Source organism: Nocardia sp. NBC_01327, from assembly GCF_035958815.1.
Classification (GTDB): Bacteria; Actinomycetota; Actinomycetes; order Mycobacteriales; family Mycobacteriaceae; genus Nocardia.
Genome location: NZ_CP108383.1, coordinates 2,793,470 through 2,808,981 on the forward strand (window position 1 = coordinate 2,793,470; position 15,512 = coordinate 2,808,981).

The 15,512-nt window shown below is 65.0% G+C and carries 15 protein-coding genes; 6 read left to right on the forward strand and 9 right to left on the reverse strand.

The window, feature by feature from the left end:
- The first annotated feature begins 316 nt into the window (after positions 1-316).
- The 5 genes from kdpF to OG326_RS12320 all read left to right on the forward strand — a co-directional run bounded on the left by kdpF (position 317) and on the right by OG326_RS12320 (position 5,735).
- Entirely contained in the window at positions 317-403 is an 87-nt protein-coding gene (gene kdpF / locus OG326_RS12300; RefSeq protein WP_327146451.1) for a K(+)-transporting ATPase subunit F, read from the forward strand.
- On the forward strand, positions 404-2,080 hold the full coding sequence (kdpA, locus tag OG326_RS12305; protein WP_327144763.1) for a potassium-transporting ATPase subunit KdpA: 1,677 nt from the start codon (positions 404-406) through the stop codon (positions 2,078-2,080). It abuts the gene before it with no gap.
- The gene (gene kdpB, locus OG326_RS12310) at positions 2,077-4,227 is read left to right on the forward strand and encodes a potassium-transporting ATPase subunit KdpB (RefSeq protein WP_327144764.1); all 2,151 of its coding nucleotides are present in this window, start codon (positions 2,077-2,079) and stop codon (positions 4,225-4,227) included. The genes kdpA and kdpB overlap by 4 nt, the downstream gene beginning before the upstream one ends.
- A complete protein-coding gene (locus tag OG326_RS12315; protein WP_327144765.1) occupies positions 4,227-5,153 on the forward strand; it encodes a potassium-transporting ATPase subunit C in 927 nt (308 codons plus the stop codon). The genes kdpB and OG326_RS12315 overlap by 1 nt, the downstream gene beginning before the upstream one ends.
- A 246-nt stretch (positions 5,154-5,399) precedes the next feature.
- Positions 5,400-5,735: a winged helix-turn-helix domain-containing protein gene (locus tag OG326_RS12320; protein WP_327144766.1), complete on the forward strand. Its 336-nt coding sequence runs from the start codon at positions 5,400-5,402 to the stop codon at positions 5,733-5,735.
- 1 nt (position 5,736) lies between these two features.
- Here the strand turns inward: OG326_RS12320 and OG326_RS12325 are convergent, their stop codons facing one another.
- The 8 genes from OG326_RS12325 to OG326_RS12360 all read right to left on the reverse strand — a co-directional run bounded on the left by OG326_RS12325 (position 5,737) and on the right by OG326_RS12360 (position 14,111).
- A complete protein-coding gene (locus OG326_RS12325; RefSeq protein WP_327144767.1) occupies positions 5,737-5,892 on the reverse strand; it encodes a hypothetical protein in 156 nt (51 codons plus the stop codon).
- Positions 5,886-7,988 (reverse strand): acyltransferase family protein, encoded by a 2,103-nt coding sequence (locus tag OG326_RS12330; RefSeq protein WP_327144768.1) that lies wholly within the window; start codon positions 7,986-7,988, stop codon positions 5,886-5,888. The genes OG326_RS12325 and OG326_RS12330 overlap by 7 nt, the downstream gene beginning before the upstream one ends.
- A 95-nt stretch (positions 7,989-8,083) precedes the next feature.
- The gene (locus tag OG326_RS12335; RefSeq protein WP_327144769.1) at positions 8,084-9,373 is read right to left on the reverse strand and encodes an ArsB/NhaD family transporter; all 1,290 of its coding nucleotides are present in this window, start codon (positions 9,371-9,373) and stop codon (positions 8,084-8,086) included.
- Positions 9,374-9,389: 16 nt separating this feature from the next.
- Positions 9,390-9,833, reverse strand: a complete 444-nt coding sequence (locus tag OG326_RS12340; protein ID WP_327144770.1) for a CBS domain-containing protein — start codon at positions 9,831-9,833, stop codon at positions 9,390-9,392.
- 214 nt (positions 9,834-10,047) lie between these two features.
- Entirely contained in the window at positions 10,048-10,536 is a 489-nt protein-coding gene (locus OG326_RS12345; RefSeq protein WP_327144771.1) for a MarR family winged helix-turn-helix transcriptional regulator, read from the reverse strand.
- 293 nt (positions 10,537-10,829) lie between these two features.
- A complete protein-coding gene (locus OG326_RS12350) occupies positions 10,830-11,378 on the reverse strand; it encodes a hypothetical protein (RefSeq protein WP_327144772.1) in 549 nt (182 codons plus the stop codon).
- Between the two features lie 373 nt (positions 11,379-11,751).
- A complete protein-coding gene (locus OG326_RS12355) occupies positions 11,752-12,876 on the reverse strand; it encodes an acyl-CoA dehydrogenase family protein (protein WP_327144773.1) in 1,125 nt (374 codons plus the stop codon).
- 2 nt (positions 12,877-12,878) lie between these two features.
- Positions 12,879-14,111, reverse strand: coding sequence for an acyl-CoA dehydrogenase family protein (locus OG326_RS12360; protein WP_327144774.1), 1,233 nt, complete (start codon positions 14,109-14,111; stop codon positions 12,879-12,881).
- 164 nt (positions 14,112-14,275) lie between these two features.
- Between OG326_RS12360 and OG326_RS12365 the strand changes: the two genes are divergently transcribed.
- Complete coding sequence (locus tag OG326_RS12365) at positions 14,276-14,713, forward strand: DUF1707 SHOCT-like domain-containing protein (protein WP_327144775.1); 438 nt, start codon at positions 14,276-14,278, stop codon at positions 14,711-14,713.
- Positions 14,714-14,989: 276 nt separating this feature from the next.
- Here OG326_RS12365 and OG326_RS12370 read toward each other — a convergent pair whose 3' ends face one another.
- A complete protein-coding gene (locus tag OG326_RS12370) occupies positions 14,990-15,193 on the reverse strand; it encodes a cold-shock protein (protein WP_297628059.1) in 204 nt (67 codons plus the stop codon).
- Between the last annotated feature and the right edge of the window lie 319 nt (positions 15,194-15,512).

Here is a 15,512-nt window from a genome sequence, read left to right on the forward strand (position 1 = left end):
CTCAACCCGTGACCTAGATCAACTAGGTAATGCCTGGTCCTGACGCTTTCTTTACGGCATTACGGCGGATGTTGACGGAGCGCGTTCGACACTCCGGGAACCTCTGTAAGCGGAACGTCAATGCGTCGGTTTGAGACGCTAAGAGAGCGTAAAGACCCTCGAAATCGGACCAAACGAGCGTTTGACTCACTCCCGTCGCATCTGAGGTGCGGCATGTAGAGAGAGGTTTCGAAGAGATGTCCGTCGTCGTTTTCACAGTGCTGACCGTGGCGATTTTCGCCCTGTTCGGCTTGATCCAACGCGGGGTGGAACGGCTGTGACTCAGAACATCATCGGTCTGGTCCTGGCCATCGCTATCGCCATCTATCTGGTTGCGGCGCTGCTTTACCCGGAGAGGTTCTAGGTGAGTACGACTACAGCGGGGATCATCTTCGTCATATCCCTGATTGTCGCGCTGGCCCTGGTTCATGTCCCCCTGGGCGACTACATGTACCGGGTTTACAGCAGCGAGAAGAATTCCAAGGTCGAACGCGGCATCTACAAGCTGATCGGCGTCAAGCCGGGCGTGGAGATGACCTGGGCGGTCTACGCACGCAGTGTGCTGGCCTTCTCGGCCGTCAGCGTGCTGTTCCTGTTCTTCATGCAGCTGCTGCAGGGCAAACTGCCGCTGCACCAGAACAATCCGGGCACCAAGATGACCCCGGATCTGGCATGGAACACCGCGATCAGCTTCGTCACCAATACCAACTGGCAGAACTACGCCGGTGAGTCGACGATGGGTCACCTCGTGCAGGCCATGGGCCTCGGGGTGCAGAACTTCGTCTCCGCCGCCGTGGGCATGGCGGTCGCGATCGCGCTGGTGCGCGGTTTCGCGCGCCGGCACACCGGCGAGCTCGGCAACTTCTGGGTGGATCTGGTGAGGGGAACCACCCGCATTCTGCTGCCGTTCGCGATCCTGTTCGCCATCGTGCTCATCGCCGGTGGCGTGATCCAGAACCTGCACATGTACGACCAGGTCGCGACAACTGTCGGCAACACCGGTTCACAAACCCTGCCGGGTGGACTCGTTGCCAGCCAGGAGACGATCAAGGAACTCGGCACCAATGGTGGCGGCTTCTACAACGTCAACTCCGCGCACCCGTTCGAGAACCCGACCGCGTGGACCAACTGGCTGGAGATCTTCCTGCTGCTGGTCATCAGCTTCTCGCTGCCGCGCACCTTCGGCCGCATGGTCGGTTCCAAGAAGCAGGGCGTCGCCATCGCCGCAGTCATGGGCGTGCTGGCGATCCTGAGCGTCACGGTCATGAATTTGTTCCAGCTGCAGCACCACGGCACGGTGCCGAGTGCGATCGGCGCCTCCATGGAGGGCGTGGAAACCCGCTTCGGCGTATCGAATTCGGCGACCTTCGCCGATGCGACCACGCTGACCTCGACCGGTGCGGTGGACTCCGCGCACGATTCGATGACCAGCCTCGGCGGCATGATGACCATGTTCAACATGCAGCTCGGTGAGGTCGCGCCCGGTGGTACCGGCTCCGGCCTGTACGGCATGCTGATCCTCGCCGTGATCACGGTCTTCGTCGCCGGCCTGATGGTCGGTCGCACCCCGGAGTACCTGGGCAAGAAGATCAATCCGCGCGAAATCAAGCTTGCTGCTTCGTATTTCCTGGTCACGCCGCTGATCGCTCTGACCGGCACGGCCATTGCGATGGCACTGCCCGGTGAACGAGCCGGTATGGCCAACAGCGGAGCACACGGTTTGTCGGAAGTGTTGTACGCCTTCACTTCCGCGGCCAACAACAATGGTTCCGCCTTCGCCGGTCTCTCCGGAAACACCCAATGGTGGAACACGGCACTGGGTTTGGCCATGGTGTTCGGCCGCTTCGTCCCCATGATCTTCGTGCTGGCTCTGGCCGGTTCGCTGGCGAAGCAGGGCTTCACCCCGGAATCCGAGGGCACCCTGCCGACGCATCGGCCGCAGTTCGTCGGCATGGTCGCGGGTGTGACGGTCATTCTCGTCGCGCTCACCTTCCTGCCCATGCTTGCGCTCGGGCCGCTCGCTGAAGGAATCCACTCATGACCACTCCCACTATCGATTCCGCACCGGTGACAGCGCCGCAGGACGTCCCGAAGGGGCGCGTCGCGAGCGGGGCGTTCGATCCGAAGATGCTGGTGAAGGCGCTTCCGGACGCCTGTAAGAAGCTCGATCCGCGCACCATGTGGCGCAATCCGGTCATGCTGATCGTCGAGATCGGCGCGGTCTGGTCCACCATCCTGGCCATCGCGCATCCGACGTTCTTCGCCTGGGCGATCGTCGTATGGCTCTGGCTCACAGTGATTTTCGCCAATCTGGCCGAAGCCGTCGCCGAGGGGCGCGGTAAGGCGCAGGCGGACGCACTGCGAAAGGCCAAGACCGACACCGTCGCTCGTCGCCTGGCGAACTGGTCGCCCGGCGCCCGCGTGGTGGAGGAGAGCGTTCCCGCACCGCAGTTGCAGCGCGGCGACTATGTGGTCGTCGAAGCCGGACAGGTCATCCCCGGTGACGGTGATGTCGTGGAAGGCATTGCCTCCGTGGATGAATCGGCCATCACCGGTGAATCCGCGCCGGTGATCCGTGAGTCCGGCGGTGACCGCTCGGCCGTCACCGGCGGCACCACAGTGCTGTCGGACCGGGTGGTCGTCAAGATCACCCAGGAGCCCGGCGGCTCGTTCATCGACAAGATGATCGCGCTCGTCGAGGGCGCGAGCCGGCAGAAGACGCCGAACGAGATCGCGCTGAACATCCTGCTCGCCGCGCTGACGATCATCTTCGTCTTCGCGGTGGCGACGCTGCAGCCGCTGGCCATCTTCTCGAAGATCAGCAACCCGGGTGTGCCGGACAATCAGGCGCTCGATATCAACGGCGTCACCGGCATCGTCATGGTGTCGCTGCTGGTCTGCCTGATTCCGACCACCATCGGCGCGCTGCTGTCCGCCATCGGCATCGCCGGTATGGACCGCCTGGTGCAGCGCAATGTGCTGGCCATGTCCGGTCGTGCCGTCGAGGCCGCCGGCGACGTCAACACCCTGCTGCTGGACAAGACCGGCACCATCACCCTCGGTAACCGCCAGGCCGCGGACTTCGTGCCCGTGCCCGGCGTCACCGCGGACGAATTGGCCGATGCCGCACAGCTTTCCAGCCTCGCGGACGAAACCCCCGAGGGTCGCTCGATCGTGGTGTACGCCAAGACGGCGTACAACAAGCGCGAGCGCACCGCCGGGGAACTGACCGGCGCGACCTGGGTGGAGTTCACCGCTCAGACCCGGATGTCCGGTGTGGACCTGTCCGACGGTCATCAGCTGCGCAAGGGCGCCGCCAGCGCCGTCACCGAATGGGTGCGGGCGCAGGGCGGTCAGGTTCCGGACGCGCTCGGCGCGGCCGTGGACGGCATCTCCGCCTCCGGTGGTACGCCGCTGGTCGTCGGTGAGGTCGTCAAGGGCAAGCCCCGCGTGCTCGGCGTCATCCACCTCAAGGATGTCGTCAAGCAGGGCATGCGCGAGCGCTTCGACGAGATGCGCAAGATGGGCATCCGCACCGTCATGATCACCGGCGACAATCCGCTGACCGCCAAGGCGATCGCGGACGAGGCCGGAGTCGACGACTTCCTCGCCGAGGCCACTCCCGAGGACAAGCTGGCGCTGATCCGCAAGGAGCAGCAGGGTGGCCGCATGGTCGCCATGACCGGTGACGGCACCAATGACGCTCCCGCGCTTGCCCAGGCGGATGTCGGTGTCGCCATGAACACCGGGACGTCGGCGGCCAAGGAAGCCGGCAATATGGTCGATCTGGATTCGGATCCGACCAAGCTCATCGAGATCGTGGAGATCGGCAAGCAGTTGCTGATCACCCGTGGCGCGCTCACCACGTTCTCGATCGCCAACGACATCGCCAAGTACTTCGCGATCATTCCCGCGATGTTCGTGGTGCTGTTCCCGGGCCTGGACGTGCTGAACATCATGCGCCTGCACAGCCCGCAGTCGGCGATCCTGTCCGCGGTCATCTTCAACGCCCTCGTCATCGTGGGCCTGATTCCGCTGGCGCTGCGAGGAGTCAACTACACGCCCTCGAGTGCCTCGAAGCTGTTGAGCCGCAATCTCCTCATCTACGGCATCGGCGGCATCGTCGCGCCGTTCATCGGGATCAAGCTCATCGACCTTGTCATCCAATTCTTCCCGGGGATGTCCTAATGCGTATGTCAACCTGGATCCGGCAGCACCTCGCGGCGCTGCGTGCGCTGCTGGTGCTCACCGTCATTACCGGAATCATCTATCCCGCAGTGGTTCTCGGTGTCGGTCAGCTGCCCGGTCTGAAGGACAAGGCAGAAGGTTCCCTGCTGAAGCAGGACGGCAAGCTCGTCGGCAGCAGCCTGATCGGCCAGGCCTACACCGACGGTAAGGGCACGGCGCTGAACCAGTACTTCCAGACCCGCCCGTCCAACTCCGCGCCGACCGACGGCAGCATTCCCGACGGCTACGACCCGACGAACACCGCGTTCGGCAATATGGGCCCGGAGTCCGTGGTGGATTCGCTGGACGCGAGCGATCCGAAGAAGGACAAGGCCAGCCTGCTCACCACGGTGTGCTCGCGCAGCGCCGCGGTCGCCACGCTCGAGGGTGTGGACGGCAGCCGGCCGTTCTGCACCTCCGGCGGCGTCGGCTCGGTGCTGTCGGTCATCGGACCGCGGGACGCGCACGGCAATGTCACGCATCCGGCGCAGGTGATCAGCGTCAACGAGGCCTGCGCGACCAGCGGACCGGCGACCAAGCCGTTCCAGGACGCCTATGAGGGCGTCAAGGTCGAATGCGCCAAGCGCGGCGAGGATTACTCGGCCGGCCAGATCGTGCCGATCCGGGGCGACGCCTCGGTCGATACGGCGGTTCCGTCCGATGCGGTCACCGCCTCGGCCTCGGGGCTGGACCCGGATATCTCGCCGGAGTACGCGGCCATTCAGGTCGCCCGGGTGGCCAAGACCCGCGGTATCTCCGCGGATCAGGTTCGGGCGCTGGTGGATTCGAATACGCACGGCCGGGCCCTCGGGTTCATGGGTGAGAAGCGGGTGAACGTGGTCGAGCTCAATCTGGATCTGGACGGCAAGTACCCGTTCAAGGGCTGAGGCGCCGCAGAATTACCGCAAGCAACGGCTGACCACCGCAGAGGTCGGCCGCGAAGGGCCGCAGTCACTTCCGCACAGGGAAGGGACTGCGGCTCTTGCGCTTCCCGCAGTGCGCGACTGTATGGATTCGGTAAATGTGGGCAGGTGCGCCGCATGGGCTTCGTCAAGGCAGCTGCCGCCGCATCCCTCTCCCGAATAGCGTTGAAGCAAGCAAGGATTCGGCCCCGAAGGTGAGGCAGTGGTTCGATGGACAACCAGGCGTACGAGCTCAGCGCACTGCGCGAGCTGGTGAATCACCGTGGGGTGGTGGAGCTTCTGGACCTGCTGGCCCAGGAGCCGCAGACCGTCGATGAATTGCGAGGCGCGCTCGGCATGCGCCGCCAGGGCGCCGCGCGCGTGCTGCGCGTACTCGCCGCGCACGGACTGGTCGCCACCGACGGCGTCGGCAGCTGGGATGAGTCGCTGCAATTCCAGGGACCGATCCGGCTGACCGAAAGCGGCTGGCGCACCGTCGAAATGCTCTCCGACTTCGCGGTCTGGGTCGAACTGTACGAACAGTCCGACGCGGCCCGCGACCGGTGAATCAGCTCGGCCACAGCTGAATCACCCCGGCCGCGGCCGCCGCCCCCGAGAGCGGCGGCCGTGGCCGGGCCGTATCTCCGTGATCGCTGACGGCGGGCGGCGCAGGGGGCCGCTCGTCACCGATATCGGTTGTCGCCCTGACGGACTCGGTCACCACCAGCCGAGGATCGGCTGCAGCTGGCGGTCGAGTTCCGGTGCGAGCGAACGTGAATAGCTGGCTGTCAGGTGGTGTTCGTCGTGGTAGACGAGGATGTTGCCCTCGACTACGGCGCAGACGGACGGTTCGCAGACGGCGTTGTTCAGGTCGATGTTGTGCACGCTGGGCAGGCCTGCGGCTGCGGCGATGGCGGGGTTCACGGGGTTGAGGGCGTCGGTGCGCTTCATTCCGCATTCGACGCGGTTGCCGCCCGAGGCCAGGCAGTCGATGGCGCGGTAGCGAATACCGTTGCGGCGCAACCAGGGGGTGTCGCGGATGGTGATCAGCTGCAGGCCGCGGTCCGACAGGGCCGACCACACGTCGCGGTAGTCGTCCGGAACCTCGTCGCCGCCATTGTCCGCGGGGCGGGTGCCGGTGGTGAAGACCCAGTCGGGGCGTTCGGTGCCGAGCCGTTCGATCACATCGTGCGACCAGTCGCGGCAGTCCGGATTGTGCTGGCCCTTGTACATGGGGTCCTCGTCGGCGACGGTGAGCGGACACCCCATCTTCAAGTACACGACAATGCGGAAGCGGTACTTCTCGCCCAGGATCTGCAGCGCCGGAATCCAGTGCTCGGCATGGGAATTGCCGACCACGGCCAGTGTGCGATGCGCATTGGTATCACCGTAGTTGCAGGTGATGACCGTGCGATTGTCGAAGTCGGCGATGCAGCCGTCCCGGGTGGGATAGGCGATATCGGCCGGCGCCTCTTCGGTGGTGGGGCGCATGGGCGCGCGCGGCACCAGCGCGTGATCGGTCAGGGCCGAGGCGCCCGGGTACTTGGCCGGGTCCAGTTCGCCCACCGCATGGGCCTTGGCGCTATTGCTCCACTGCCACGCCAGCGTCGAACCCAGCAGCAGCACACCGACGGTCGAGACCGCGACCCCGGCGAGCATGCGCGTGCGGGACGGCACGATCGGGCCGGACCGCAGCCGCAGCGGCTCCTCCACGAACCGGTGGATGCCGTAGGCCACCACGAACGAGATCGCGATGATGATCAGGCCGCCGAGCGCACCCGCCTCGCGTTCGTGCCGTTCGCCCAGATAGAAGATGAGCATCGGCCAGTGCCACAGGTACAGCGCGTACGCGAAGCCGCCCAGTCCCACCATGGGCGCGGTGGCCAGCAGCCGGTTGACGACCGGTTGATCGGCGGTGTCCTGCCCGGCGCCCGCCAGAATGAGCGCCGCGGTCGCGGCCACCGGCAGCAGTGCGGCGGGGCCGGGGAACACCATGACGCCGTTGAACACCCAGCCGCAGGCCACGATCGCGGCGATACCGGCCCAGGCGAATATCTCGCGCACCGGCTTCGGAAGTTTGACCAGGGGAGCGGCAATGGCCAGCAGCGCACCCGCGAGCGGTTCCCAGGCGCGGGCCAGGGTGTCGTAGTAGTTCCAGCCCTGCTGTGTCGAAACACCCTGGGCGGCATACCAGAACGAGGCCGCGGCGATACCGGTGAACAGCACGGCCGTCGCGAGTCGCAGTCGTTCGGGGCGGTCGGCGCGGCGGCAGAACCAGGCCAGCAGCGCGATGAGCAGCAGCATTCCCAGATAGCACTGGCCCTGCACCGACATCGACCACAGGTGCTGCAGCGGGCTCACCGAGGGATCGGCGGCCAGATAGTCCGACCAGGACAGGGCCAGATACCAGTTCTGGTAGTAGAAGAGCGAGGCGAGCGTCTGTCCCGCGATATCGGACCAGCGGGTGTGGGGGAGCAGGATCACCGCGGTGACCACGACCGCGGCCAGCACCACCACCATCGCGGGTAGTAGGCGGCGCAGTGTCCGCCGGATAGTCGCGGGCACGCCCACCGGGCCGTGGTCGGCGCGGCGCAGCAGCATGCCGCCGAAGAAGAAGCCCGACAGCACCAGGAAGACGTCCACGCCGCCGGAGACCCGCCCGAACCAGATGTGGAAGGCGACGACCAGGGCGATGGCGATACCGCGCAGCCCGTCCAGATCGTGCCGGTAGGCGCCGGGAACTCGACTCGGCGCCGGCGCGACCTGCGGGTCGCTGTCCGGCGTTCTGGGCGCGGGTTGCTCGGTGCTGGATAAGGACATGGCGGCGACCATTCTTGTATCGGCAACGCGAAATTTGCCAATCGCCACACATATCTTGACCTGAATGTGCTCTTCGTCCCTGTTCGAAGGGGTTCTCAGGCGAAGGCGAAATACCGCAACCACAGATACGGCGCAGCTACCACGATGGTGACCACCGTCACTACTATGCCCTTGCGGGTGAATTCCCAGAACGAGATGGGATGGTCCGAACGCCGCGCGATTCCGAGCATCACCACATTCGCGCTCGCGCCCACGGCGGTCAGATTGCCGCCGAAATCCGCGCCCAATGCCAGCGCCCACCACAGCGCATGCGCCTGACTTTCATTGCCGACGGTCGCCGCCAGCTGTGCGACCAGCGGACTCATGGTGGCCACGTACGGAATATTGTCGATGACGCCGGACAGGACCGCCGAGACCACCAGGATGAGCATGGTGGCCACCAGGGCATTGCCGCCGGTGAGCTCGGTCGCGTATTTCGCGAGTCGCCCGATCACACCGGTTTTCACCAGTGCGCCGATCATGACGAACAGACCCGCGAAGAACAGCAGCGTCTCCCATTCCACCGCGGCCAGGTAATCCCGCTGTGGCAAACCCGAAATCAGCACCAGCGCGCCCGCGCCGAGCAATGCGACGAGTGACGGTTCGAGGTGGAAAAGCGGCTGCCCGAAGAAGCCCGCGAATACCGCGGCCAGGACGACCGCGCTCTTGATCAGCAGTTTCGGATCGCGAATGGCCTCACGCTCGTTCAGTGCCATGATGTCGGCCACGCGTTCGGGATCGACGGAGAACGAACCGCGGAACAGGCGCGGCAGCAGCAGGGTGAACACCGCCAGTTCGATCAGCACGATCGGGGTCATATTCACCACGAAGTCGTTGAACGACAGGCCCGCCCGGCTGCCGATGATGATATTGGGCGGATCGCCGATCAGGGTGCCCGCGCCGCCGATATTGGAGGCCAGCACCTCGGCGATGAGGAACGGCGCGGGCGGGATATCGAGGCGCTCGCACACCAGCATGGTCACCGGGGCGATGAGCAGGATCGTGGTGACATTGTCGAGGAAGCCCGAGGCGGTGGCGGTGATGAGCGTCAGCAGGATCATCACCCGCAGTGCGGAACCCTTGGCGCGCTTGGCCGCCCAGATGGCGGCCCATTCGAACACACCGGTCTGCCGCAGCACGCCGACGATGATCATCATGCCGAGCAGCAGGAAGATGACATTCCAGTCGATGCCGGTCTCGTGGGAGTAGAAGGCATCGTCGGAGTCCATGACCCCGAGCGCGATCACCACGCCCGCGCCGGTCAGCGCCGCAATGGTTTTGTGGACGCGTTCGGTCGCGATCAGGATGTAGGCGATCGTGAAGACCGCCACGGCCACCGCGGTCACGTGGACCGCGCCGGGGTCAGTGCGTCAGGGCCACTTCGAGCAGCCGCGACGCGGTGATCACGCCGAGCAGCTTCTCGCCGTCCAGCACCGCGATGAGCGGCGTCTTGTACCGCGCCATGAGTGCCGCCACCTCGACGGTGTTGTCGTCGGCCTGCGCGGCCGGAATCTTGGTGAGCCGCTCCGGAATCACATCGCGAACCTTCTTGCCGCGCAGCCGATTCGCCACCTGATTGCACATGCTCTCGTTGAGCACCCCGGCCAGTGACGGATCGTCCTGCACATACTTCGGCACGATGAACAGCACCACCTGCGAGGCCGGCAGCACCGAATGCGGCGCGCCCTGGGCATCGGTCACCAGGATGCCCGGTAGTCGATGTTCGGCCAGTAGTCGCGCCGCGTCCATCGCGTCGGAGTCCAGGTCGATCATCGGGTATTCCTCGGCCATCTGAGCGGCATGCATACGTGCAGGATACGACGCTGCGCCGGGGTATCACGCGAAGAGAATACGTCAAGATCGAATACAGCGGCCGCACCGAAGCTCCCACGTCGAGGCGCACGACCCGAGGCTTCGGGCCGCACGCCGACCAGGCTTCCCGGCACACCGCAAGACAGAATTCCGTCAAAGAATACGTCGAGCGGGCCGGCGGCTCGGCATCGGTGAATGGTTTGCCGCTTCAGAGCCGCGGATAGGGGTCCATGGTGCAGAGGCGTTGCCGGTGTGTCTGTTGCAGTTCGCTCACCCGGGTGAGAAAGCCTGCGATCATTTCGAGTTCGGCGGGGGCGTACCAGCTCAGCATCATCTTGTAGCCCTCGTCGACCAGTGTCGAGATGAGGTCCTGGACGCGGCGGGCGGCGAGTTCGGTGGCCACCACGATCACGCGGCGACGATCGGTGGGGTGCAGCGAGCGGGTGATATAGCCCTGCTTCTCCAGCCGGTTGAGCATGATGGTGGCGCCCGCGGCGGTGAGGCCCAGCCGTTCGGCCAGCATTCCGGGTGTGGTGGACTTCGCGTCTCCGAGCAGGACGATTTCCAGCGCACGCCGGTCGGTCTCGTTCACGCCCAGCAGCCGGATCAATTCGCGGGCAAGATCTTCGAGAGTTCCGTGATAGAACTCCAGGGCTTTTCTGAGCTCTACCGCGATCGGGGCCGGTTCGGTTGACATCGGACGCACAGGCTCCCACCCTCGAACACTTGAAACATGAAACCTCTCAACAGGAGTCACCGTCCACGTCTGGGCCGGACATGCACTGTACGACACAGGGGCGTCGCTATAGTCCGCATTACACACCCGGGCCAGATCGGTTTTCGCGCATGAAAACCGAAGCGGGGCACGGTAATTACCTGATACAACTCGTGGAACCTGGACCGGGCCGCTGCGGGCGGCCCGGTCCAGGCCTTCACCACATGGCGCCGGGGGGTATGCCGGCGGTCATGCTGATCCTTCTGCCCTGCGGATCAGCTGACGGTTGTTGTGGTGAGCGTGGGGGACGGGCTCGGGTAGCACGCGGTCGCGACATTGCCGACGATGGCCACCTTGGTCGTCATCGTCATGCCCGGGTTGGAATAGCTGGTCCCCGCATATTTGCTGGTGATCGGCGTTCCGGGGGTACCGGCGGTGACATTGATGGTCACCGCGGGCGGGGTGAAGCTGGTGCCGCCCGCGATCGGACCCGGCACGGTGAGAACGACATTCCCGCCGGAGGTGGAGACGGTGCCGGCCACGCTACCGCCGGAGGCGGTGGCCGAGACCAGCGTCGAATTCGCCGGAGTCGGGAAGGTCATCTTCAGATTGCTGATGTTCGTCACAGTGAAGCCGGAGGCCGAACTGGGAACCGAGGACGCACCCGGGGTGAGGGTGATGGCCACCGCGGAGCCGGAGGCCGCCGAACCCGGCGCGGTGCCGGTGACCGAGGTGGACATGCTCGAGGTTTGGCTAATGCCGAAAATGGTGCCCTGACAACTCCAGTTCACGCTGACCGGCGTGGCATTTGCGGGGGCGGCCAAACAGAAGAGAGTGGCAAGTGCCACCGGAGTAACAACGCCGGCACGAAGCAGCACAGATGCGGTTGATCGCATAATAATCTCCAAAATGTGAAGCAATGGCACGACCCGGGGGTGGTGGGCCGTAACCGTAAGAGATTTGAAATGTAACCTGTTCTCATCTGACCGCGGGCGGAATTGAAAATAACGGTTTGGCATCGATGATACATACCGGACGATCTGCCCGGTATGTATTTATCTGCAGTTAGTAACTCACTCTGGAAAATTAATATTAGCTCTGAACAGGGGATCGACCGTATTCTCGACTATTAATTTCCCTGCATAGTCTTTTGTTCTCGGGAATTCACTCTTTCGTAAGACGGAGATATCTATCCGATTACGGACGGGTCAGTGCCGCATAGCGTGCGGTGTGGTGGGCGGTGGTGCCGTATTCGTACTGGATTGCGGTGAGACGCTTGAAAAAGTGCCCGATGGGCAATTCCTCGGTCATGCCCATGGCGCCGTGCAGCTGGACCGACTCCTGGCCGATGAGGCGGGCGGCGCGGCCGATGGTCACCTTGGCTGCGGCGGCGGCCTTGGCCCGCTCGACGGGGTCGGCGGTCAGTTTCAACGTCACCAGATATGTTGCGGCTACCGCCTGTTCGAGCTCCAGATGCATATTCACCATGCGGTGCTGCAGCGCCTGGAAACTGGCGATCGGGACGCCGAACTGGTGGCGCTGCCTGGTGTATTCGACGGTATCGCCGACGACCTTGCGCATGATGCCCACCGCCTCGGCGGCGACGGCAGCGATGGCCTCGTCCACAGTGGCGGCCACGGCCTCGCTCGCATTCGCCAGCAGCAGGGAATCCGCTGGGAGGCGCAGGTTTTCGAAGGTGAGGTCGGCGGCGGGGCGCTCGTCGATGGTGCGGAACGGTTCGGCGGTGAGACCGGCGGGCGGGGCCGTGGGGTCGACATCCAGGACGAAGAGCGCGATCTCACCGTCGGCCACGGCGGTCACCAGCAGGTGGGTGGCGAGCGGGGCGGAGGTGACCACGCACTTGCTTCCGGTGAGCAGCCAGTCGTCACCGTCGCGGCGGGCGATGGTGGCGACATTGGTGTAGTCGTAGCCCGATTGTGCTTCCAGCGCGGCGAATCCGGTGATGACCTCGCCCTCGGTGATGCCGGCGAGCAAATCCTCGGCCCGCTTACCGGTGGCGCGCCGCAGCAGGCCGCCGCCCACCACCACGGTGTCGATATACGGCTCGACCACGAGCGCGCCGCCCAGTGCTTCGGCGATGATCATCGTCTCGACGGGTCCGCCGCCGATGCCGCCGACCGATTCGGGCAGCGCCGCGCCCAGAATGCCGACCTCCTGCGCCAGTCCACGCCAGACCTGTGGCTGCCAGCCCGCCCCGATACGGGCTGCGGCGCGGCTGTTTTCGAGGTTGTAGCGAGCCGCGAGGAACTCCGTGACGGTCTCGCGGAGCAGTTCTTGTTCAGCGGTGAAGGAGAAGTCCATGGCTACAGTCCCAGGGTCGCTTTGGCGATGATATTGCGCTGAATCTCATTGCTGCCGGCATAGATCGAGCCGGCGCGGTCGTTGAAATACCGCAGGGGTGCGACCGCCTGCCACTCCTCGCCGCTGACGAAACCGTCTGCGGGCGGGGTGAAGTCGGCGATCGGGCCGCCCGGCATGGTGGCGTGCGGCTGATACGCGCGACCGCGCGGGCCCGCGGCCTCCAGGGCCAGTTCGGTGAGGACCTGGCTCAATTCGGTGCCCAGGATCTTGATGGTGGAGGCGGCCGGACCCGGATCCTTGCCGCTGGAAACCAGTGCCAGCGTGCGATATTCGAGGATCTCCAGCACATCCGCGCGAATCCGCGCATCGGCGAGCTGTGCGGCGAATGCCGGATCATCGATCAGCGCACCGCCGTTCGGTCCCGGCTGGGTCTGCGCGGCCTGCGCCAGCTCCTCGGCCATCACCTGCAGCGCCGGTGCGGCCGCGCCGCCGCCGCGCTCGAAATTGAGCAGGAATTTGGCGACGGTCCAGCCGTCGTCGATGCGGCCCAGCACATTCGCCTTCGGTGCGCGCACCTGATCGAAGAAGACCTGGTTCTGCACCTGCTCACCGGAGGTCATGACCAGCGGCCGGACCGTGATGCCGGGCGCGTCCATCGGTATCAGCAGGAAGGTGATGCCCTGCTGCTTCTTGGCCTGCCGGGAGGTGCGCACCAGGGCGAAGATCCAATTGGCCTCGGTGGCATGGGTGGTCCAGATCTTGGAGCCGGTGATCACCAGATCCTCGCCGTCCTCGACCGCGGCCATGGACAGCGAGGCGAGGTCCGAACCGGCCTCGGGCTCCGAATAGCCCTGGCAGAAGAAGACCTCGCCGGTCAGGATGCGCGGCAGGAAGAAGTCCCGCTGCTCCGCGGTGCCGAACGCCATGATGGCGTGCGAGACCATGCGAATACCCATGGGGGACAGGTTCGGTGCGCCGGCGAGGGTGCATTCGCGGCCGAAGATGTAGTGCTGGGTGAGGCTCCAGTCGCAGCCGCCGTATTTCACCGGCCACGCGGGCGCGGCCCAGCCCCGGGCGTGCAGGATGTGCTGCCACTCCATGCTGGCTTCATGATCCGGGTAGACGCTGGTGGCCAGCCGCCCGGCCCGCCGCAGTCGCGGAGTCAGATTCTCATCGAGGAAGTGGCGCACTTCATCGCGAAACGCCAGATCACCGGGCGACCAGTCGAGGTCCACAAAAACTCCTCTTGTGCGAAGAACTGGCCCCCACCATCTCACTGCCTCACCCTCGCTGGCAAATGTGCTGGCACCCGCCCTCACTTGACTCTCTTGACACTCCATTGTGGAGGTTTATTCTGGAGAAATACATTCCACTTTGGAATATCCCCGAAAGGCCCGATATGGACATCACCGCCGGTACCCGCGCCTCCGACGCCGAGCGCGCCCAGGTCGCCGACGCCCTCGGCCGCCATATGGCCGAGGGTCGCCTCGACGTCACCGAATACAACGAACGCCTCGGCCGGGTCTACGGCACCGCCACCATCGAAGACCTGCGACCGCTGCTGAGCGATCTCCCCCCGCTGACGATCAAGCCCGCCGCTCCGCACACTGCCCGCATCCCGATCTGGCAGCGCATCGAAGGCAGCGCCTGGCTCGGGGTAAGCGTGCTCTGCCTCTTCATCTGGGCCGCGATCTCTTTCGGCACAGGCGAATTCACCTACCCCTGGCCCCTGTGGGTCATCGGCCCGTGGGGTGCGGTCCTGGTCTTCCGAGTCCTCACGGGCTGGGAAGCCGGCGCCTTGAACCCCCACCATCACCGTCGCCACCACGTCCGGTAGATCGCCATGGCCGGATACACGGCGTTAATCGCCCCGCTGCTCGAAATCTGGCGGCAGCGACTGCGAGTCCCATTGGCAGCAGCAAGCTTTCGTTGAGAGCACCGCAAACGCGGTCGCCGAGAGTGGTGGGCATGCCCGGCGGCCGGGCCTTGTCCAGCCATGGCAAAGGCCCGGCGGGGAGAGCGGTGACAACCGCTCTCGTCCTACCGGGCCCGCAACGAACGGCGGCCCGGCGTATCAGATACGCCGGGCCGCCGTTCGATCACCTGCTAAAACTTAGGCAGGGGTGATGTTCTCGGCCTGGGGGCCCTTCTGGCCCTGCGCGATGTCGAAGGAGACCTTCTGGCCTTCCTGGAGCTCGCGGAAGCCCTGTGCGGCAATGTTCGAGTAGTGAGCGAACACGTCAGGGCCGCCACCGTCCTGCTCGATGAAGCCGAAGCCCTTTTCGGTGTTGAACCACTTCACGGTACCGGTAGCCACGATTGACTCTCCTCTTTGTTTTGGTGCGACCCGCACTTTACGGATCTGATGTCGCTGTAATGACCCCGTCAGGAATCACTGGAAACACAAATGCGCGCCTGCGTGATGGTCAGCAGGCGCGTACTGAAGTCTGTGAGAACCAAAAGTTGCAACACCCAGAGAGTACCTGATCTTAGGGACATCCGACGAATTCCCACCTCGCCGACGTGTCGCAAGTCTCTGCGCCGCAGGATCGCGACGCAGCGCACTCCCTGGACCCTACGCGCCGGCTCGTCGGGGAACCGGACGCGTTCCCGGCATACCCGGGGCAATCGGGGCA

What these genes read in the sequence shown, in the direction of transcription:
- kdpB (WP_327144764.1), top strand. Translation starts at nt 2,077, where the DNA reads ATGACCACTCCCACTATCGATTCCGCACCGGTGACAGCGCCGCAGGAC.
- OG326_RS12315 (WP_327144765.1), top strand. Translation starts at nt 4,227, where the DNA reads ATGCGTATGTCAACCTGGATCCGGCAGCACCTCGCGGCGCTGCGTGCG.
- OG326_RS12320 (WP_327144766.1), top strand. Translation starts at nt 5,400, where the DNA reads ATGGACAACCAGGCGTACGAGCTCAGCGCACTGCGCGAGCTGGTGAAT.
- OG326_RS12330 (WP_327144768.1), bottom strand. Translation starts at nt 7,988, where the DNA reads ATGTCCTTATCCAGCACCGAGCAACCCGCGCCCAGAACGCCGGACAGC.
- OG326_RS12340 (WP_327144770.1), bottom strand. Translation starts at nt 9,833, where the DNA reads ATGCATGCCGCTCAGATGGCCGAGGAATACCCGATGATCGACCTGGAC.
- OG326_RS12345 (WP_327144771.1), bottom strand. Translation starts at nt 10,536, where the DNA reads ATGTCAACCGAACCGGCCCCGATCGCGGTAGAGCTCAGAAAAGCCCTG.
- OG326_RS12355 (WP_327144773.1), bottom strand. Translation starts at nt 12,876, where the DNA reads ATGGACTTCTCCTTCACCGCTGAACAAGAACTGCTCCGCGAGACCGTC.
- OG326_RS12365 (WP_327144775.1), top strand. Translation starts at nt 14,276, where the DNA reads ATGGACATCACCGCCGGTACCCGCGCCTCCGACGCCGAGCGCGCCCAG.